At 71.2% G+C, this 19,752-nt stretch carries 18 protein-coding genes and 1 tRNA gene; 13 read left to right on the plus strand and 6 right to left on the minus strand.

Annotated features, from left to right (window positions below):
• Positions 1-104 precede the first annotated feature (104 nt).
• Positions 105-701, minus strand: a complete 597-nt coding sequence (locus tag SCA03_RS15935; RefSeq protein WP_230988736.1) for a DUF5819 family protein — start codon at positions 699-701, stop codon at positions 105-107.
• A gap of 544 nt (positions 702-1,245) precedes the next feature.
• On the opposite strand from SCA03_RS15935, the gene paaA reads away from it, so the two are divergent.
• The 6 genes from paaA (at position 1,246) to SCA03_RS15965 (ending at position 6,306) form a co-directional block, all read left to right on the plus strand.
• Positions 1,246-2,340 (plus strand): 1,2-phenylacetyl-CoA epoxidase subunit PaaA, encoded by a 1,095-nt coding sequence (paaA, locus tag SCA03_RS15940; RefSeq protein ID WP_051846002.1) that lies wholly within the window; start codon positions 1,246-1,248, stop codon positions 2,338-2,340.
• Entirely contained in the window at positions 2,337-2,624 is a 288-nt protein-coding gene (gene paaB / locus SCA03_RS15945) for a 1,2-phenylacetyl-CoA epoxidase subunit PaaB (protein ID WP_030883311.1), read from the plus strand. The genes paaA and paaB overlap by 4 nt, the downstream gene beginning before the upstream one ends.
• Positions 2,621-3,343 carry a 1,2-phenylacetyl-CoA epoxidase subunit PaaC gene (paaC, locus tag SCA03_RS15950; RefSeq protein WP_086815430.1) on the plus strand — a complete coding sequence of 241 codons (723 nt, stop codon included), beginning with the start codon at positions 2,621-2,623 and terminating at the stop codon, positions 3,341-3,343. The genes paaB and paaC overlap by 4 nt, the downstream gene beginning before the upstream one ends.
• Entirely contained in the window at positions 3,337-3,915 is a 579-nt protein-coding gene (gene paaD / locus SCA03_RS15955) for a 1,2-phenylacetyl-CoA epoxidase subunit PaaD (protein WP_086815429.1), read from the plus strand. Before paaC ends, paaD begins: the two co-directional genes overlap by 7 nt.
• The gene (locus tag SCA03_RS15960) at positions 3,870-5,006 is read left to right on the plus strand and encodes a 2Fe-2S iron-sulfur cluster-binding protein (protein WP_086815428.1); all 1,137 of its coding nucleotides are present in this window, start codon (positions 3,870-3,872) and stop codon (positions 5,004-5,006) included. Before paaD ends, SCA03_RS15960 begins: the two co-directional genes overlap by 46 nt.
• 145 nt (positions 5,007-5,151) lie before the next feature.
• Positions 5,152-6,306: an acyl-CoA dehydrogenase family protein gene (locus SCA03_RS15965; RefSeq protein ID WP_086815427.1), complete on the plus strand. Its 1,155-nt coding sequence runs from the start codon at positions 5,152-5,154 to the stop codon at positions 6,304-6,306.
• 58 nt (positions 6,307-6,364) lie between these two features.
• Here SCA03_RS15965 and SCA03_RS15970 read toward each other — a convergent pair whose 3' ends face one another.
• The 3 genes from SCA03_RS15970 to SCA03_RS15980 all read right to left on the minus strand — a co-directional run bounded on the left by SCA03_RS15970 (position 6,365) and on the right by SCA03_RS15980 (position 8,190).
• The gene (locus tag SCA03_RS15970) at positions 6,365-6,709 is read right to left on the minus strand and encodes a rhodanese-like domain-containing protein (RefSeq protein WP_030886108.1); all 345 of its coding nucleotides are present in this window, start codon (positions 6,707-6,709) and stop codon (positions 6,365-6,367) included.
• Positions 6,706-7,542, minus strand: a complete 837-nt coding sequence (locus tag SCA03_RS15975; protein ID WP_030883321.1) for a J domain-containing protein — start codon at positions 7,540-7,542, stop codon at positions 6,706-6,708. The genes SCA03_RS15970 and SCA03_RS15975 overlap by 4 nt, the downstream gene beginning before the upstream one ends.
• A 252-nt stretch (positions 7,543-7,794) precedes the next feature.
• The gene (locus SCA03_RS15980) at positions 7,795-8,190 is read right to left on the minus strand and encodes a winged helix-turn-helix transcriptional regulator (RefSeq protein ID WP_030883323.1); all 396 of its coding nucleotides are present in this window, start codon (positions 8,188-8,190) and stop codon (positions 7,795-7,797) included.
• A 112-nt stretch (positions 8,191-8,302) separates the two neighbouring features.
• Between SCA03_RS15980 and SCA03_RS15985 the strand changes: the two genes are divergently transcribed.
• Positions 8,303-8,959 carry an FMN-dependent NADH-azoreductase gene (locus tag SCA03_RS15985; protein ID WP_030883325.1) on the plus strand — a complete coding sequence of 219 codons (657 nt, stop codon included), beginning with the start codon at positions 8,303-8,305 and terminating at the stop codon, positions 8,957-8,959.
• 332 nt (positions 8,960-9,291) lie between these two features.
• Here SCA03_RS15985 and SCA03_RS15990 read toward each other — a convergent pair.
• Positions 9,292-9,375 (minus strand) — tRNA-Leu (locus SCA03_RS15990).
• A gap of 761 nt (positions 9,376-10,136) precedes the next feature.
• Here SCA03_RS15990 and SCA03_RS15995 point away from each other — a divergent pair.
• From SCA03_RS15995 to pknB, 6 genes are all read left to right on the plus strand, one after another.
• Positions 10,137-10,952, plus strand: a complete 816-nt coding sequence (locus SCA03_RS15995) for an FHA domain-containing protein (protein WP_030886101.1) — start codon at positions 10,137-10,139, stop codon at positions 10,950-10,952.
• A 10-nt stretch (positions 10,953-10,962) separates the two neighbouring features.
• On the plus strand, positions 10,963-11,475 hold the full coding sequence (locus SCA03_RS16000) for an FHA domain-containing protein FhaB/FipA (protein WP_030886097.1): 513 nt from the start codon (positions 10,963-10,965) through the stop codon (positions 11,473-11,475).
• A gap of 36 nt (positions 11,476-11,511) precedes the next feature.
• Positions 11,512-13,158 (plus strand): Stp1/IreP family PP2C-type Ser/Thr phosphatase, encoded by a 1,647-nt coding sequence (locus SCA03_RS16005; RefSeq protein WP_230988741.1) that lies wholly within the window; start codon positions 11,512-11,514, stop codon positions 13,156-13,158.
• Between the two features lie 16 nt (positions 13,159-13,174).
• Positions 13,175-14,599: an FtsW/RodA/SpoVE family cell cycle protein gene (locus SCA03_RS16010; protein WP_030888001.1), complete on the plus strand. Its 1,425-nt coding sequence runs from the start codon at positions 13,175-13,177 to the stop codon at positions 14,597-14,599.
• Between the two features lie 34 nt (positions 14,600-14,633).
• Positions 14,634-16,124 carry a peptidoglycan D,D-transpeptidase FtsI family protein gene (locus SCA03_RS16015; RefSeq protein ID WP_030886088.1) on the plus strand — a complete coding sequence of 497 codons (1,491 nt, stop codon included), beginning with the start codon at positions 14,634-14,636 and terminating at the stop codon, positions 16,122-16,124.
• A 155-nt stretch (positions 16,125-16,279) separates the two neighbouring features.
• Positions 16,280-18,280 (plus strand): Stk1 family PASTA domain-containing Ser/Thr kinase, encoded by a 2,001-nt coding sequence (gene pknB, locus SCA03_RS16020; RefSeq protein ID WP_030886086.1) that lies wholly within the window; start codon positions 16,280-16,282, stop codon positions 18,278-18,280.
• Between the two features lie 120 nt (positions 18,281-18,400).
• On the opposite strand, the gene SCA03_RS16025 is transcribed toward pknB, so the two are convergent.
• Positions 18,401-19,573: a polyprenyl synthetase family protein gene (locus SCA03_RS16025; protein WP_051846000.1), complete on the minus strand. Its 1,173-nt coding sequence runs from the start codon at positions 19,571-19,573 to the stop codon at positions 18,401-18,403.
• Positions 19,574-19,752 lie beyond the last annotated feature (179 nt).

The following is a 19,752-nucleotide window of genomic DNA, read 5'->3' on the forward strand; positions in this document are numbered from 1 at the left end:
CCGCCCCTGCGCCGGGCCGTACCGCGGCTGCTCCCCGTCGCTCTGCGCCGTGACCTGCCCGCTCGCGGCGGTCGGGCCCGCGTTCCTGGCGTCCGTCGGGTCCGTCACGAGTCACTCCCGGGAAGGTCGGCGCTGGTGACCGGCCACCAGGGCTGAACCGCGTACTTGGTCCGCAGGTCCATGCGTTCCTGGCTCCAGGGCGGCGGCTTCACCGGTGTGATCGCCGAGCGCAGCTGGATGCGCTCGACGCTGCCGCCGTTGAGCCGGGTACCGAAGCGCCGCATGACGATCCGCTTCATGTACTGCTCCGAGAGCCGGCCGCGCAGGCCGACCGGACGGCTCTTGTCGTCGTGGTAGTTGGCGTAGAACTCCCAGGCCCGGCGCAGCTCGTTCTGCTGCGTGTGGCTCGGTGCGGGGTTGCCGCGGACGGCGGCGCCGTCGAGGGCGGTGAGGTTGACCCAGCCCGTGGTCTCGGTGTTGCCGTCGTCCTTCGTGACGGCGGCCCGGGCGTGCACGGCGACGTTCTGCTGGAGCGGGTTGGGGGCGAAGAGCTTCCAGTTCTGTTCGAACTCGGGGAGCACGTAGTCGTCGACGGCGTCGGAGTGCTGTCTGCTGACGGTGTTGTCGGGCGCGACGTGCAGAAAGACCATCGTCACGTGGACGGCGACGGCCACCGCGACGACGGCCACGGTTATCGCCACGAAGATCCTCGCGGGGAGCGACAGCCGAGCCAGCCCGGCGGGGCCCGCCTCCTCGCCACCACCCGAACTGCCGTGCCCGGCGGGCCCGTTCGAGTCGCCGTCGGCCTCGTCCGCCCGTATGGATGTCGATGACGCCGCGGGCTCTCCGGGCTCCGTGGGCGGCTCGCCCCGGCCCTCCGGCTCCTCGGCAGCGGGAGTACGCCGCTCCCGGTTCCCGGGGATCGCACGGGACCCGCCCCCCCGCGCACCACCGGGCGCACGTGCGTCGCCGTCCGCCGCCCCGGGCTCCTGGTGCGCTGCTGGCTCCATGCCCTCCCTGCTCCCCTTTGTCTTTTCCATGCCCATGACTGGGCCGGCCGCCTCAGAGACTCTCAGAGGGTACTTGCGCCCGTCGTTCCGGGCCCGTGGGGCCGCAGCAATCGCTCTTGACAGGACCCGGAGGCCGTCGCATGCTTGCACCGAACGATCGGTCGGTCGGTTGCTGTGGAGACCGGTGCCCGCAGGTGGGCACGGGTACGGCGCGGTCTGAGATCTGGGGGTTCGGATGGCATCGGCGACATCACCTCCGCGGGAGCGGGAGGCGGGGAGCGGGGCGGGCCCGGCGCGGGCCGGGGCTCCTCCGGAGAAGAGCGAGCAGGAGTTCCAGGCCGATTTCGACGCCGCCGTGGCCGCGGACGAGCGGATCGAACCGCGGGACTGGATGCCGGACGCCTACCGGGCCACGCTCGTCCGGCAGATCGCGCAGCACGCGCACTCGGAGATCATCGGCATGCAGCCGGAGGCCAACTGGATCACCCGGGCCCCCTCCCTCCGCCGCAAGGCGATCCTCATGGCCAAGGTGCAGGACGAGGCGGGTCACGGCCTCTACCTCTACGGCGCCGCCGAGACCCTCGGCGCCGACCGCGAGGAGCTGCTCGACAAGCTGCACTCCGGTCGGCAGAAGTACTCGTCCATCTTCAACTACCCCACGCTGACCTGGGCGGACGTCGGCGCCATCGGCTGGCTCGTGGACGGGGCGGCCATCACCAACCAGGTGCCGCTGTGCCGCTGCTCCTACGGCCCCTACGCCCGCGCGATGGTCCGCGTCTGCAAGGAGGAGTCCTTCCACCAACGGCAGGGCTACGAACTGCTGTTGGCGCTCAGCCGGGGGACGCCGGCCCAGCGCGCCATGGCTCAGGACGCGGTCGACCGCTGGTGGTGGCCCTCCCTGATGATGTTCGGCCCGCCGGACGAAGCCTCGTCGCACAGCGCCCGGTCCATGGCGTGGAAGATCAAGCGGCACTCCAACGACGAACTGCGGCAACGCTTCGTGGACATCTGCGTCCCCCAGGCCGAGTCCCTCGGACTCACCCTTCCCGACCCGGAGTTGACGTGGAACGCCGAGCGCGGCCACTGGGACTTCGGACCGATCGACTGGCAGGAGTTCCAGGAGATCCTCAAGGGCAACGGCCCCTGCAACGCCCAGCGCCTGGAGCAGCGGCGCCGGGCACACGACGACGGGGCCTGGGTCCGCGAGGCGGCCGCCGCCCACGCCGCCAAACAGCGCTCCCGTCCCGTGGAGCCGCCGGCACACCAGGAACGGCAGCCCGCCGGGGCGCACACCGCCGCCCCGCGGGCAGCGAGGAGTGGAGACCGATGACCGGCACCGACTGGCCCCTGTGGGAGGTGTTCGTCCGCAGCAGGCGCGGCCTCTCCCACACCCACGCCGGGAGCCTGCACGCGCCGGACGCGCACATGGCCCTGCGCAACGCACGTGATCTGTTCACCCGTCGCTCCGAGGGCGTCTCCCTCTGGGTGGTGCCCGCCGGCGAGATCACGGCCTCCTCCCCGGACGAGAAGGACCCCTTCTTCGAGCCCGCCGGGGACAAGCCGTACCGCCACCCGACGTTCTACGAGGTCCCGGAGGGGGTGCAGAACCTGTGACCGCCACGGCTCCGCCGGCCCTGGCGCTGCTTCCCCCGGCCGACGACGCCCTGGTCCTCTCCCACCGCCTCGGCGAATGGGCGGGCCACGCACCCGTGCTGGAGGAGGAGGTCGCCCTCGCCAACATCGCGCTGGATCTGCTCGGTCAGGCCCGTGCGCTCTACGCCGAGCTGCGGGACGAGCTGGGCTCGGAGGACGAGATCGCCTACCTCCGGGAGGAACGGGCCTTCCGGAACTGCCAGTTGGTGGAACAGCCCAACGAGGACTTCGCCCACACGATCGTGCGCCAGCTGTACTTCTCCGCCTACCAGCTGCCGCTCCACCACCGCCTGGCCTCCTGCGTTCCGGTCGCCGCCAAGGCGGCACAGGAGACGGCCTACCACCTCGACCACGCCGAGCAGTGGACGCTCCGTCTCGGGGACGGCACCGAGGAGAGCCACGCGCGTATGCAGCGGGCCGCGGACGCGCTCTGGCGCTACACGGGCGAGCTGTTCGAGCCGATCGAGGGCCTCGACATCGACTGGCACGGGCTGCGCGCCGAATGGTCCGGGACGCTCACGGACGTGTTCGGCCGCGCGGGGCTCACCGTGCCCGACGGTCCCGGTACGGGGGCCTGGTCCGCGGGCGCCGGCCGGCAGGGCCTGCACACCGAGCCCTTCGGCCGCATGCTCGCCGAGATGCAGCATCTGCACCGCAGCCACCCGGGGGCGTCATGGTGACCGCGCGCCCGGCCCCGCAGGACGCCCCCGGCACGCGCCCGCCGGCATCCGGGCCCACTCGGCTCCCGGCGCTGCGGGAGCTGGCCGGCTCGGTCCCGGACCCGGAGCTTCCGGTGATCACGCTCGCGGAGCTGGGGGTCCTGCGCAGCGTCAGCGAACCCGAGCCGGGCCGGGTCGAGGTCGAGCTGACCCCCACCTACACCGGCTGCCCCGCGCTGGAGACGATGGCCGAGGACGTCGAACGGGCGCTCACGGCGGCCGGCGTCCAACGGGTCACGGTGCGTACGGTCTTCAGCCCTCCCTGGTCGACGGACGACATCAGCGAGGAGGGGCGCCGCAAGCTGGCCGAGCACGGGGTGGCGCCGCCCCGGCCCGGCACCGGGCGGGACGGCCCGGTCCCGGTGAGGCTCTCCCCCGCCCGTCGGGCCGACGGCCTCACCGAACAGATCCGCTGCCCGCACTGCCGTGCGGCCGGTACGGAGCTGCTCAGCCGGTTCTCGTCGACCGCCTGCACATCCCTGCGCAGATGTCTGGCGTGCCGGGAGCCGTTCGACCACTTCAAGGAGGTCTGAGGGTGTTCCACCCGCTGCGTGTGGCCGCCGTGGACCGGCTCACGGACGACGCCGTCGCCCTCACCCTCGCCGTGCCGGAGGAACTGCGCGCCACCTACCGCTACGCACCCGGCCAGCACATCGCGCTGCGCCGCACGACGGAGCCCGGCGAGGAGATTCGCCGCACCTACTCGCTGTGCGCTCCAGCCGAGGAGGAGCCCGCCACGCTGCGGGTGGGGATACGCCTGGTGGAGGGGGGCGAGTTCTCCACCTATGCGCTCAAGGAGCTGACGGTGGGCAGCACGGTCGAGGCGCTGCCGCCCACCGGCCGGTTCGTGCTGGAGCCGCGCCGCGGCCGGTTCGCCGCCGTGGTGGGGGGCAGCGGCATCACCCCCGTGCTGTCGATGGCGGCCACCCTGCTGGCGCGCGAACCGCAGGCGTCCTTCTGTCTCATCCGCAGCGACCGGACGACGGGTTCCACGATGTTTTTGGAGGAGGTGGCCGACCTCAAGGACCGCTACCCGGAGCGCTTCCAGCTCGTCACCGTCCTCTCCCGGGAGGAGCAGGAGAGCGGGCTGCCGACGGGCCGCCTCGACGAGGAGCGTCTCCGTGCCCTGCTGCCCGCCCTGTTGCCGGAGGGCGGGGCGGCCTCGATGGACGGCTGGTATCTGTGCGGTCCGCTCGGGCTGGTCGAGGGGGCGTCCCGTGCGCTGCGGACGCTGGAGGTGCCGCGTGAGCACATCCACCAGGAGATCTTCCATGCGGAGGCGGACACGAACACGGACACGGGCGCGGCCGCGGCGCCGCCCCGTCCGGCCGCGCAGCCGTCCGCCAGGTCGGTCTCCGTCCGGGCGGTTCTGGCGGGCCGCAGCGGCACCTGGCCGGTGGACGAGGGCGAGTCCGTGCTGGAGGCGGTGCTGCGCAACAGGCCCGACGCCCCGTATGCCTGCAAGGGCGGGGTGTGCGGCACCTGCCGGGTCCGCCTGCTCGGGGGAGAGGTCCATATGGAGCGCAACTACGCCTTGGAGGACGAGGAGTTGAAGGCCGGGTATGTGCTGGCCTGCCAGTCCCGACCGCTGACGGAGAAGGTGGAGGTCGACTTCGACGCGTAGCAGCACAGGCCCGCACGGATGGGTCCGGCCCGCCCTCGCTCTGGCGAACTGCGCCCGGCACCCTTAACCTGACGCCCCATCAGCTCACAAGGTAACGCTCCCGCACGGCACTCCGGGCACGAGGGCAGGGAAAGGGGCGCACGGCATGGACTTCAGCTTCAGCGAGGAACAACAGGCAGCGCAGGAGGCGGCGCGGGCCGCGTTCTCCAAGGTGGCGCCCGATGCGGTACCCAGCCCGGCGATGACGTCGCGCGCCGTCGCCGAGGACTTCGACAGGGCGCTGTGGCAGCAGTTGGCACAGTCCGATCTGCTCGGCCTCGTCGTGCCGCAGGAGCACGGCGGTTCCGGCCTGGACCTGGCGGCGCTCTGCCTCGTCCTGCGCGAGGCGGGCCGGGTGCTCGCCCGGGTCCCCCTGCTGGAGACGGGCGCGGCGGCGCTGACGGTCGCCGCGTACGGCAGCGAGGAGCTGCGCGCGAGCCTGCTGCCACGGATCGCGGACGGCACATGCGCCGTGACGGCGGCGTCGGCCGGAGGGTCGGGGCACGAGCGGCCGGAGCTGGCGGTCACTGCCCGTCAGCAGGGCGGGAGTTGGGCGCTCGACGGTGTGCAGACCACGGTGCCGTGGGCGCAGACGGCCGAGCTGCTGGCGGTCCCGGCGCACACGCCGGAGGGCGCGCCCGTGCTGGCCTTCGTCGGCCCCGGGGCGGAGGGGGTGGGCCTCGCGGAACAGTTCTCGACGAACGGGGAGCGGTACGCCGAGGTCCGCTTGGACGCGGTGCGGGTGCCGGCGGGTGAGCTCGTCACCGCCCCCGAGGCGGCCGGTCATCTGCATCGGCTGCTGTGCACGGGAAACTGCGCCCTGGCCGCCGGTCTCGCCGGCCAGGTGCTGGAGATGACCAGCGCCTACGTCTCGGAGCGCAAGCAGTTCGGGCATCCGGTCGCCACGTTCCAGGCCGTGGCCGTGCAGGCCGCCGACCGCTACATCGATCTGCGGGCGATGGAGGCCACGCTGTGGCAGGCGGCCTGGCATCCCTCGCCCGAGCATGTGGCGGTGGCCAAGAGCTGGGCGGCGGACGGCGTGCGGCGCGTGGTGCAGACGGCGCAGCATCTGCACGGCGGTGCGGGTGCCGACGTCGACAACACCCTGCACCGCTTCCATGCCTGGGCCAAGCAGCTCGAACTGTCCGCCGGCCCGGCGGCCGCCCACGAGGAGGCCCTGGGCGACCTCCTCTGCGGGCAGGAGAACGCGGCCACCGAGGACAACCGGCGCAAGGATCTCGCGAACACCTCGGCCGGCTGAGGAAGGAAGGCGGAAAGGGCGGAGAGAACCGGGGGCGGAGGGGAGGAGAAAGGACGGGTCAGCGGACGAAGGCGGGTTCGCTGTCGCCCACGAGCGGTTTGCCGGCCTGTTCCCAGGCGAGCATGCCTCCGTCCACGTTCACCGCGTCGATGCCCTGCTGGAGCAGATACGCGGCGACCTGGGCCGAGCGTCCACCGACGCGGCAGACGACGTACACCCGCTCACCGTCGTCGAGCCGCTCGGTCAACTCCCCGAGGCGGCCGACGAATTCGCTCATCGGGATGTGCAGGGCGCCTTCGGCGTGCCCCGCGTCCCATTCGTCCTGCTCGCGGACGTCCAGCAGCAGTGCGTCGGCCGGCAGCGACGTGATGTCGGTCTGCGGCAGCTGTCCGGGGGCGCTCATGCCTGCTCCCGTTCCTTTCTCAGTTCTTCCGTGACGCGTACGAGTTCCTGCTCGCGCTCCGCAACCTGGGCGAGAAGCTTCTCGGCGATCTCTTCCAGCAGCGTGTCGGGGTCGTCCGGCGCCATCTTGAGCATGGCGCCGATCGCGCTCTCCTCCAGCTCCGCCGCCATCTGCGACAGCGTTTCCTTGCGCTGGGCGAGCCATTCCAGACGTGCGTACAGCTCTTCGCTGCGCAGCAGTTCGGCCTCGGCGGCGGGCAGCGGTCCGGCCTCCCACTCCTCGGCGAGCGCGGCGAGGGCCTGCCCGTCCCCCTCGGCGTACGCCTTGTTCACGCGCACCAGGAACGCCTCGCGGCGGTCGCGTTCGGCCTCGTCCTGGGCGAGGTCGGGGTGGGATCTGCGGACGAGGTCGCGGTAGGCCTTGCGGACCTCTTCGCTGGGGCGGACGCGGCCGGGCGGGCTGACGGACTGCTCGTTCAGCATGGCCTGCGCCTCGGGCAGCATGCCGCCCGAGTCGATCCACCCGAAGAAGAGTTCCTCGACGCGCGGCATGGGGAGCACGGCGCCGCGGGCCTCGTCGGCCCTGCGCTGGTCCTCCGGGTCCTGCGTCCGGGCGGCGACGGCCTCGGCGATCTGTGCGTCGAGTTCGTCGAGGCGGGCGTGCAGAGGGCCGAGCCGCTGGTGGTGCAGCCGGGAGAAGTTCTCCACCTCGACCCGGAAGGTCTCGACCGCGATCTCGTACTCGATCAGCGCGGTTTCCGCCGCCCGCACCGCCTTCTCCAGCCGTTCCGTCCCGGGTTCGCCACTGGCGCTGTTGGGGGAGTTGGCGTTCATCGCGTCCACCCTACGACCGCGCGGGGGCGCGGGCCCCCACAGTCCGGCCAACCGCCACCACGGTCCGTGCACGGCCCGTATCCTGCCCCGCCGCAGCGCGCACACCGGCACCGCGCACACCGGCACCGCGCACACCGCACAGCCGCCGTTCGACAACGGCCGCACCACGGAAGAACCGGCCGCGGCGGCCCGGAGCCGACGGCCCCGAAGCCCCGGCCCCGCCCGGCCGTGCCCGGCCGGAGGGGAGCGGGGTCAGTCCCGGAACGCCTCCGGGCACTTCTCCGCGCTGGTCGGCAGGTGTCCGTCCGCCCAGCGGGTCAGCTCCACCATGGCGGGCCGCAGTGCGTACCCGGAGTCGGTGAGGCTGTAGCTGACCCGTAGCGGCGGCCCCTCCTCGACGGAGCGGACGACGAGCCCGAAGGCGATCAGCTCGGTCAGCCGGTCCGACAGCATGCGCTCGCTGATGCCGGGCACGGCTCGGCGCAGCTCGGCGAAGTGTCCTGGGCCGCTCATGAGTGCGGCCAGGATCACGCCGGTCCACCGCTTCCCCAGGAGATGGAAGACACGGGTGATGGCGCTCTCGGGCTCGGTACAGCTCTCCGCCGCCGGCCCGGGCGGGGGGTCGCGCTGCTCGCGAAGCTCTGTCATGCACCCAGGGTACTGGCCATCCGCAAGGAGATGCAGAAAAGTAAGTCCCTGTGGTACCAATAGCTACAGCAGAAAGTTCCTCTGCTGTATCCCCCCGCTGAGGAGAATGATCATGGCCACCCTGCTCCACATAGACTCGTCCCTGTACCCGCTGGGCGCCTCCGTCTCGCGGGACGTCGGGGCGTCCTTCCGCAAGGCATGGGAGTCCCAGCACCCGGACGGCAAGGTGATCCACCGGGATCTGAGCGCGAACCCGCTGCCGCACCTGGACGCCTCGGCGGCGATCGCGGGATTCGTTCCGCCCGCCGACCGCACGCCCGAGCAGGTGCGGGACTTCGCGCTCCGCGAGGAGCTGGTCAGCGAGCTGGAGCAGGCGGACGCCGTGCTCATCGGCGCGCCGATGTACAACTTCACGATCCCCTCCTCGCTGAAGGCGTGGCTGGACCACGTGATCGTGATGGGCCGCACCACCGGCACGGAGAACCGCACCGCCGCCGGCAAGCCGACCACCGTCATCGCCAGCCGTGGCGGCGGCTACGGCCCGGGCACCCCGCGCGAGAGCTTCGAGTTCGTCCAGAACCTCCTGGGCAAGATGCTCGGCGACGGCGGCTTCGGCCTCGACGTGGAGTTCATCGTCCCGGAGCTGACGCTGGCGGAGTCCACCCCCGGCATGGAGGGCCTGGTCGACATGGCCAAGGCGTCCCGTGCCCAGGCGCACGAGAGCGCCGAGCGCCGCGGCAAGGAGATCGCCGCCTCGCTGGCCGCCTGATCCGCGGCCCATTCGGCTCCGCGGCCCCGCGGACTCTTCCGCGGCCTTTCCGCGTCCCGGCCGTCCACGGCCGGAACACTTCCCGGGCCGGGCCCCGCACTTCCGCGGGCCCGGCCCGATGTGTGTCCGACGGCCGGCACCCACCGGCCCGAGTGATCCATCCCACAGGGCGAGTTGACCGCCGCCACGACGCCGTCACCGACAGCAGCCGCCCCGGAGTGGGTGGTCCGGCGGGACCCGGAAGCGAGAGGAGATCCGGAGGGGAGACGCGGCACACAGCGAAGAGGCCCCTTCGCCGACGTTTCCGTCCGGCGAAAGGGCCTCTCCTTCGGTGCGCGAGGGGGGAGTTGAACCCCCACGTCCTTTCGGACACTGGAACCTGAATCCAGCGCGTCTGCCTATTCCGCCACCCGCGCATTGGGTGTTGTCGTGGTCCCGGTCGGGCCGGGCGCCTGCCGACATCCAGAACATTAGCACGCTGTCGGGGGTGGACTCACATCCGTATGACCGGCCCCCGGACAGCCCGGTCCCACAGGCTCCCCACGTGCACACTGCGCACACGGATCGATGCGCTGCGCACCGCGGATCCCCCGAGCCGTCGTCGCCCCGAGCCGTCACCCCGACCCGCAACGGCCGCAACGACCGCAACGGCCACCGCGAGAACACCCCCGTCTCCCCGTCTCCCCCGCCTCTTCGCCCCTTCGCCCCCTCGCCCCCTCGCCCCTCGGGGCCGTTCCCCGGGAACCCGCCCTTCCTCACCCTCGGCCCCCCGCACCGCACACACGCCCCCTCCCCCTTCCTCCTCGCCGCCCCCGTATTCCCCGTGTCCCTCGTTTTCGGTCAACCACCGCTTCCGGCCACCCGCGTCGTTCCAGCCGCAGTTTTCCGGCCACTGCTCCGGTGTCCCGCACGCGCGCGATCCCGCCCCTTCTCCACCGGCGCTGGGGGACACTGGGGCCCGGCGCCCTTACGATCCATGTGAACCTGTGGCGAGGACATACGACGGAGTACGGCACTGTGAGAGGCAACACTGGCCGGTCAGCCTCACGCAGGGAACCACCCGGTACCACCGCGCGTGGATACGATCAGTAAGCAGTACCGCAGACGCGTCGTGCCCGCGTTCGGGGACACTGGGAGGCGTCACTAGGCCCGAGGGCATCTGGGAAGGAGGTGCATCGTGGGAGTTCTGAAGCGCTTCGAGCAGCGTCTCGAAGGTCTCGTCAACGGCACCTTCGCGAAGGTGTTCAAGTCCGAAGTGCAGCCCGTGGAGATCGCCGGCGCCCTCCAGCGCGAGTGCGACAACAACGCGACCATCTGGAACCGCGAGCGCACGGTGGTCCCCAACGACTTCATCGTCGAACTGAGCGCGCCCGACTACGAGCGGCTCAGCCCGTACGCGGGCCAGCTCGGGGACGAACTCTCGGGCATGGTGCGGGACTACGCGAAGCAGCAGCGCTACACCTTCATGGGCCCGATCAAGGTCCATCTGGAGAAGGCCGAGGATCTCGACACCGGCCTCTACCGCGTACGCAGCCGCACGCTCGCCTCCAGCACCTCGCAGCAGCAACCCCCGAGCGCGGGCCCGCAGGGTCCCGGCGGTGCCGGCCAGGGCGGCTACCCTCCCCGCCCGTCCTCGGCTCCGCCCGTCCCGTCCGGCCCGCCGCCGTACGCGCCCGGCCCGACGGGCCCGGCCGGTCCGATGCCGGGGGCGGAGACCCGGCGCTGGATCGAGATCAACGGCAACCGGCACCAGATCTCGCGGCCGACGCTCGTGCTCGGCCGCAGCACGGAGGCCGATGTCCGGATCGACGACCCGGGCGTCTCCCGCCGTCACTGCGAGATCAGGACGGGAAACCCCCCCTCGATCCAGGACCTCGGCTCCACGAACGGGATCGTGGTGGACGGACAGCACACCACGCGCGCTACGCTCCGCGACGGCTCACGCATCGTCGTGGGCAGCACCACGATCATTTACCGGCAAGCCGAAGGGTGAAGCGGGGGCAATGTCAGAGCTGACCCTCACGGTCATGCGGTTGGGGTTTCTCGCCGTACTGTGGCTGTTCGTCATCGTGTCCATCCAGGTCATCAGGAGTGACCTGTTCGGGACGCGGGTGACGCAGCGCACCGCGCGGCGCGCTCAGGACCAGCGTCCGCAGCAGCGCCCCCAGCAGCAGCGCCAGCAGCCCGCCGGCGGCCGGCGCGGACGCGGTGGCGGCCGGGGCGCCCCCACCAAGCTCGTCGTGACCGAAGGGTCGCTGACCGGCACCACCGTCGCCCTCCAGGGGCAGACCATCACCCTCGGCCGCGCACACGATTCGACGATCGTGCTGGACGACGACTACGCGTCCAGCCGGCATGCCAGGATCTACCCGGACCGTGACGGCCAGTGGATCGTCGAGGACCTCGGGTCGACCAACGGCACGTATCTCGACAGGACCCGGCTCACCACACCGACGCCGATCCCGCCCGGAGCGCCGATCCGTATCGGCAAGACGGTCATCGAGCTGCGGAAGTAGTACCGACATGACGACCGGAGGGTGGGCACCGTGCGGATGTACCCGGAGCCGACGGGCGAGGTGCGCATGAGCCTGTCACTGCGCTTTGCCGCCGGATCACACGACGGCATGATCCGTGAGCACAACGAGGACTCCGGCTACGCCGGTCCACGGCTGCTCGCGGTGGCCGACGGCATGGGCGGCCAGGCCGCCGGCGAGGTCGCCTCGTCCGAGGTGATCTCCACGATGGTCCAGCTCGACGAGGACGTTCCCGGCTCGGATCTCCTCACCTCGCTCGGCACCACGGTGCAGCGCGCCAACGACCAGCTGCGCGTCATGGTCGAGGAGGACCCGCAGCTGGAGGGCATGGGCACGACGCTCACCGCGCTGCTGTGGACGGGCCAGCGGCTCGGCCTCGTGCACGTCGGCGACTCGCGGGCCTATCTGCTGCGGGACGGCCAGCTCACCCAGATCACCCAGGACCACACCTGGGTGCAGCGGCTCGTCGACGAGGGCCGCATCACGGAGGAAGAGGCCACCACACACCCGCAGCGCTCGCTGCTGATGCGCGCGCTGGGCAGCGGCGACCACGTCGAACCCGATCTGTCGATCCGCGAGGTGCGCGCCGGGGACCGCTATCTGCTGTGCTCGGACGGGCTCTCGTCCGTCGTCTCCCACCAGACGCTGGAGGAGGCGCTCGCCGGGTACCACGGCCCCCAGGAGACGGTGCAGGAGCTGATCCAGCTCGCGCTGCGCGGCGGCGGTCCCGACAACATCACCTGCATCGTCGCGGACGTGCTCGACGTCGACCACGACGACACCCTCGCCGGATACCTCAACGACACCCCCGTCATCGTCGGCGCCGTCGCCGAGACGCAGCAGCCGCTGGGCGGGGACCCGGGCACGCTGCGCACACCCGCGGCCCGCGCGGCCGAACTGGGCCGCGGCGGAGTGCCGCAGCAGGGGCAGCAGGGCGCACCGGAGGGCTTCGGGCCGCCCACCGACGGGCCGGCGGCGCCCGCGGGCGCGTTCGGGCCGTACTCCGACGAGGACTTGAACAAGCCGCGGGGCGGCAAGGGCCGGTGGGTGAAGCGCTCGCTGTGGATCGCGCTGGCGCTGGCCGTCGTCGGCGGCGGGCTCTACGGCGGCTACCGCTGGACGCAGACGCAGTACTACATCGGCGCCAAGGACGAACACGTCGCGCTCTACCGGGGCATCAGCCAGGAGCTGGCCGGCGTCAAGCTGCACAACGTGTACGAGGACGCTCCCGAGATCGAACTCAAGTACCTGCCCACCTTCCAGCGCAACCAGGTCCGCGACACGATCGCGCTGAACAACCGGGACGAGGCCAGGGACAAGCTCGACGAACTCGGGAAGCAGGCCGAGGTCTGCAAGATCGTGGCGGACCGCAAGCAGAAGCCCGAAAAGCCCGAGTCGGACAAGAAACGCAAGGACGAGGAGAACCGGCCCGGTGACGCGGGCCGGAAGGGCGGTGCCGAGACCGGCAACGGCAGCGACACCGGAACCGGTACGGGCACCGGGACCGGAACCGGGACCGGCACCGGCACCGGCACGGCGAACCCGGCCGCCTTCACCTCAGGCTCCACCCACGACTCCACTCGCAGCGGCTCGCCCTCTCCCGACCCCAGCTCCGGGCTGACCGGGAAGCAGCAGGAGCTGGCCAAGCAGTGCACCGCGCCGTAGGGGGCGGCCAAACAGCATGAGCAGCAATCTCACCACCACCGGCAGTAACACCACGGTGTCCTCGGGCGGTCTGCCGAGCCGCCGCAACACCGAGCTCGCGTTGCTCGTCTTCGCGGTGCTGATCCCGGTGTTCGCCTACGCCAACGTCGGCCTGGCGATGGACGACCGGCTGCCCTCCGGCATGCTCGGCTACGGGTTCGGGCTGGCGCTGCTGGCCGGCGTCGGCCATCTCGTGGTGCGCCGCTGGGCGCCGTACGCCGACCCGCTGCTGCTGCCGCTGGCCACGCTCCTCAACGGCATCGGCCTGGTGATCATTTGGCGGCTGGACCAGTCCGAGCGGCTCCAGACCCGCGCCAAGTTGCTGTTCGGCGCCTTCTCGCCGGACGCGCCCAACCAGCTGATGTACTCGGCGATCGGGCTGGCGCTGTTCGTCGCGATCCTGGTCGTGCTCAAGGACCACCGCGTGCTCCAGCGGTACACCTACATCTCCATGGCCGTGGGCCTGGTGCTGCTGGTGCTGCCGGTGTTCTTCCCCGCACGCAACGGCGCGAAGATCTGGGTGAGCCTGGGCCCGCTGAACCTCCAGCCCGGTGAGTTCGTCAAGATCCTCATCGCGGTCTTCTTCGCCGGCTACCTCATGGTGAAGCGGGACGCCCTGGCGCTGGCCTCACGCCGCTTCATGGGCCTGTATCTGCCCCGCGGGCGGGACCTCGGCCCGATCCTGGTGGTCTGGGCGCTCAGCCTGATGATCCTGGTCTTCGAGACGGACCTGGGCACCTCGCTGCTGTTCTTCGGCCTGTTCGTGATCATGCTGTACGTGGCGACGGAGCGCACCAGCTGGATCGTCTTCGGTCTGCTGCTGTCCGCCGGCGGCGCCGCGGCCGTGGCCACCTTCGAGCCGCACGTACAGGACCGCGTCCAGGCGTGGCTGCACCCCTTCGCCAAGGAGACGATGGCCCAGAGCGACCAGATCGCCCAGTCGCTGTGGGCGTTCGGCTCCGGCGGGGTGCTCGGCAGCGGCTGGGGCCAGGGCAACTCGGACCTGATCGGCTTCGCCGCCAACTCCGACTTCATCCTCGCCACCGTCGGCGAGGAGCTGGGCCTGACGGGCACGATGGCGATCCTCATCCTCTACGGGCTGATCGTCGAGCGCGGCGTCCGCATCTCGCTGGCCGCCCGCGACCCGTTCGGCAAGCTGCTCGCGGTCGGTCTCTCCGGCGCCTTCGGTCTCCAGGTCTTCGTCGTCGCGGGCGGTGTGATGGGCCTCATCCCGCTGACGGGTATGACGATGCCGTTCCTCGCCTCCGGCGGCTCCTCGGTGCTCGCCAACTGGGCGCTGATCGGCATCCTGATCCGGATCAGCGACACCGCGCGCCGCCCGGCGCCCGCCCCGGCGCCGTCTCCCGACGCCGAGATGACCCAGGTGGTCAGGCCGTCATGACCGCACACACCCAGGCATCGCGAGGTCTTTCACGATGAACAAGCCCCTGCGCCGTATCGCGATCTTCTGCGGGCTGCTCGTGCTCGCCCTGCTGGTCCGTACGAACTATCTCCAGTTCGTGCAGGCCGAGGAGTTGAAGACCGACACGAAGAACCGTCGCGTCGACATCGCCCGGTACGCCCAGCCCCGCGGCAACATCATCGTCGACGGCAAGTCGGTGACCGGGTCGACCATCGTCAACGGCAACGACTTCAAGTACAAGCGGACCTACAAGAACGGCAAGCTGTGGGCGCCGGTCACCGGCTACGCCTCGCAGGGCTTCGGCGCCACCCAGCTGGAGAACCTCTACGACCCGATACTCACGGGCGACGACGACCGGCTGTTCTTCAACCGCACCATCGACATGCTGACGGGCAAGCCGCAGAAGGGCGGCAACGTCGTCACCACGCTCGACGCCAAGGCACAGAAGGCCGCCTACGACGGGCTCGGCGACGCCAAGGGCGCGGTGGCCGCGATCAACCCGAAGACCGGCGCCATCCTCGCGCTGGCCAACAAGCCCTCCTACGACCCGTCGAACTTCGCCGGCGTCGGCAAGAAGGACAGCGAGGCGTACAACGCCCTCCAGAAGAAGAACGACCCGGACGACCCGATGCTCAACCGGGCGCTGCGGCAGACCTATCCGCCCGGCTCGACCTTCAAGGTCGTCACGGCGGCGGCCGGCCTGGAGAGCGGCAAGTACGACGTCGACAGCAAGACGGACTCGCCGGACCCGTACCGGCTGCCGGGCACGACCAGGGACCTCGGCAACGAGGGCAACATCCCGCAGTGCAAGAACGCCAGCATCCGCGTCGCGCTCCAGTGGTCGTGCAACACCGTCTTCGCGAAGATGAGCCATGAGCTCGGCAACGACGAAATGATCGAGGCCGCCGAGAAGTTCGGCTTCAAGAAGGACGTCAAGGGCGGCACCCTGGACCCGGACCTGGACATGCCGGTCCGCCCCGCGAAGAGCATCTACCCCAAGGACATCGCCTCGCAGAACGCGCAGGCGGGTATCGGCCAGGCCTCGAACCGCGCCACCCCGTTGCAGATGGCCATGGTCGCCGCGGCGGTCGCCAACGACGGCAAGCTCATGAAGCCGTACATGGTCGACCAGCTCGTCGCGCCGAACCTCAACGTCATCGAGCAGACGAAGCCGAAGGAGCTGAGCCAGCCGATCTCCGCGGAGAACGCGCAGAAGCTCCAGTCGGCGATGGAGACGGTCGTCAAGGACGGTACGGGCAAGCCCGGCCAGATCCCCGGCTTCACCGTCGGCGGCAAGACCGGTACCGCACAGCACGGCGAGAACAACAAGGACAACCCGTACGCCTGGTTCATCTCCTACGCGAAGACGGGTGACGGATCTCCCGTCGCCGTCGCTGTCGTGGTGGAGAGTTCCGACACACTCCGCGACGACATCGCGGGTGGCAAGCTCGCCGCCCCCGTCGCGAAGAGGGTGATGGAAGCCGTCCTCAAGGGAAAGCAGTGAGGCACACGGCGGGCAAGGGGTGACCCCGGTCACCACGGTCACGCCGGGCACGTGAGGACGGCCGGGTACCGTATGCCGAGCAGCACACCGCCGTGCCGAAGGCCGGACGTCCATCCAGGCGCCGCGGCACGGAAGACCGGAGAGGGCTGGAGACTATGGAAGAGCCGCGTCGCCTGGGCGGCCGGTACGAGCTGGGCTCCGTGCTCGGCCGGGGAGGCATGGCCGAGGTCTACCTCGCCCAGGACACCCGGCTGGGGCGCACGGTCGCGGTCAAGACGCTCCGCGTCGATCTCGCCCGCGACCCGTCGTTCCAGGCCCGCTTCCGCCGCGAAGCCCAGTCGGCCGCCTCGCTGAACCACCCGGCGATCGTCGCCGTGTACGACACCGGCGAGGACATGGTGTACGACGACCCGTCGGGGGCGGGCGCCGGCGTCTCCATCCCGTACATCGTCATGGAGTACGTGGACGGCTCCACGCTCCGGGAGCTGCTGCACTCCGGCCGCAAGCTGCTGCCGGAGCGGGCCATGGAGATGACCGTCGGCATCCTCCAGGCCCTGGAGTACTCGCACCGCAACGGCATCGTCCACCGCGACATCAAGCCGGCGAACGTCATGCTGACGCGCAACGGCCAGGTCAAGGTCATGGACTTCGGCATCGCCCGCGCCATGGGCGACTCCGGGATGACGATGACGCAGACGGCCGCGGTGATCGGCACGGCCCAGTACCTCTCCCCGGAGCAGGCCAAGGGCGAGACCGTCGACTCCCGCTCCGATCTCTACTCCACCGGCTGCCTGCTGTACGAACTCCTCACCGTGCGGCCGCCGTTCGTCGGCGACTCCCCGGTCGCGGTCGCCTACCAGCATGTGCGTGAGGAGCCGCAGCCGCCCAGCGCCTTCGACCCCGAGATCTCGCCCGCCATGGACGCGATCGTGCTGAAGGCCCTGGTCAAGGACCCGGACTACCGCTACCAGAGCGCCGATGAGATGCGCGCCGACATCGAGGCGTGCCTGGACGGCCAGCCGGTGGCGGCGCCCACCGCGATGGGCGCCGGCGGCTACTACCCGCCCGAGGACCAGCCCACGGCCGCGCTGCGCCAGCAGGACGCACAGACGTCGATGCTGCCCCCGACGCGGCCCGACGACGGCGGCTACTACGACGAGCAGCAGGGGCGGCGCCGCCCGAAGAAGAGCCCGGTCTCCACGATCCTGCTCGCGCTGGCCGTGATCCTCGTCCTGGTCGGCGCGATCTTCGTCGGCCGCGCGCTGTTCAACAGCCCGAACAACAGCCCCGAGGTGCCGGACGTGGCGGGCCTGTCCGTGTCCGAGGCGACGCGGCAGATCGAGAACTCGAATCTGAAGGCCACCACGGGCAAGAGCGTCTACTGCGACGAGAAGAAGGGCACGGTCTGCAAGACCTCGCCGGGCGCCGGTGAAGAGGTCGACCAGGACAGCACCGTCAGCCTGATCATGTCCAAGGGCGCGAAGCCGCGCGCCGTGCCGGATGTGACGAACGAGGTCTTCGCGGACGCCAAGCAGAAGCTCAACGAGGCCGGATTCAAGGTCAAGAAGGAGACCGAGGAGTCCGAGCAGCAGGCCGGCACCGTGATCAGCCAGGACCCCTCGGGTGGCCAGAAGGTCCAGAAGGGCTCCCAGGTCACCCTGACCGTCGCCACCGAGTCCCGGCCGACCGTCCCCAACGTCGTCGGCAAGGACTTCGAGGCGGCCAAGACGCAGCTGGAAGCGCTCGGCTTCAAGGTCAACAAGGCCGAGCAGGACGACGAGTCCAAGCCGGCCGGCACGGTGCTCAAGCAGGACCCGGGCCCTGGCAAGCAGCCGGAGGGCACCCCGATCCAGCTGACCGTCGCCAAGGCGTCCGACGACGAGCCGGCCAACGTGCCCGACGTCACCAACCAGAAGCTCGGGGACGCGAAGAGCGCACTGGAGGACGCCGGCTTCACCGTCGGCGACGTACACGGCGACCAGTCCGACGAGGCCATCGTCGTGACGACCAACCCGGCCGCCAACTCCCCCGGCAAGAAGGGCGACAAGGTCGACATCATGACCCGCCCCGCCGGCCCCGACGAGGGCGGTGACGACGACGGAGGGGACGGCGGCGGCCTCTTCGGCGGCTTCGGCCGCCACCGCGGCCATCACTGACCCGACGGCGACCTCACCCGTACGAGCCCCGGCAGCGCCCGCTGCCGGGGCTCTGCTCTCTCTCCAGCGCTCCCAGCGCTCCGGACCCGGCCTCAGGCCGCACGCCCCTCCCCGGCCGGGCTAGCTGCTCCAGCTGCGGTGGACCACCCGGGCCGCGGCTTCGAACAGGGCCTCGGTGCGCGGCGATTCGGGCAGATACGGGCGGGCGGCGGCCCCGGCCTCGTCCAGCAGCCGCGCGGCCCGCTCCTCGCACTCCTTGACGGCCCCGCTGTCCTCGATCGTCCGGGCCCAGCAGCGCAGGGCCTCCTCGCCGGGCCCGTCCGGCTCCTCGCGCACCGCGCGCCACAGGGCGGCGGCCTCGGCGCGGGGGAGCAGCGCGACGGCGTGCGCCAGCGGGAAGGTGACCTTGGCATTGCGCAGATCGTCGGCCACACGCTTGGTGGCCTTCTCGCGGTGCACGACGCCGCGCAGGTCGCCGACGTCGTCGATGATCTGGTAGGCGAGCCCCAGCGCCTCGCCGAACGCGCCGAGCGCGGCACGCTGCCGGGGCCCCGCCCGCCCGGCCAGCGCGCCGATCTCGCACATCGCGCGAACCTGGGCGCCGGTCTTCAGCCGGTGGGTGAGGGTCAGCATCTCCAGCAGCGGCCGGGTGTCGCCGGTGGTCAACGCGTGCTCCAGCTCCCGGTCGTGGCCCTGGATGTCCAGCGCCTGCCCGGCGTGGGTGGCGCGCAGATGCGCCAGATAGGTCTCGTACACCGCGAGCCGCAGGGCGGCGTCCCGGGGAAAGGTGTTGCGGATGGCGCGGTCGAGGCTGAAGTAGGCGGCGGTGCCCGCGTTGATGGCCGTGGCCTCGCCGAAGACGGTGTGCGCCGCCGGTCCGCCGCGCCGCACCGGAGAGCCGTCCTCCACGTCGTCGACCATGAGCGAACCCGCGTGCCCCATCTCGCACGCGGCGACGAGTTCCGCGTAGTGCCGGCCGCCGGCGTCGAACATCTCCAGGACGAGCGTCATCAGGTGTGCGCGCCAGCGCTTGCCGCCGGCGTCGAGCAGATAGCGCACCGGCGCCACCAGCGCCGCGTGCAGCCGCCGGTCCCGCACCCCGGCGGCGCCGTCCCCGCCGAGCGTCGACGGGTCGGACAGGCCCATCAGTTCCGCGCTGAGCGCGGGGCCCGGTTCCCGCGGACAGAGCAGGGAGAATCCGTCCTCCAGCGGCCGGGCGGGCCCGTCGCCGGGATCCGGCGGCTTTCCGGAGTCGGCCCGTGGGCGGGGCAACGAGGGCACTTCATGGGTCATACGTCGCTCGCTCCGTTACGAGGAAAAGGTGGGAGCAACGTAGCCAATCCGCACCCGCTCACCTCGCGTCAACAGCCGTCCGTATTCCGCCCCGAGGCCCGCTCGGCGGGGCACAGCAGGCTCGGTGAACGACCACGTGTACGCACGGTGCAACCCCTTCGAGTGCATCGGTACACAGG

This window comes from Streptomyces cacaoi, assembly GCF_006539165.1.
GTDB classification, from domain to species: domain Bacteria; phylum Actinomycetota; class Actinomycetes; order Streptomycetales; family Streptomycetaceae; genus Streptomyces; species Streptomyces cacaoi.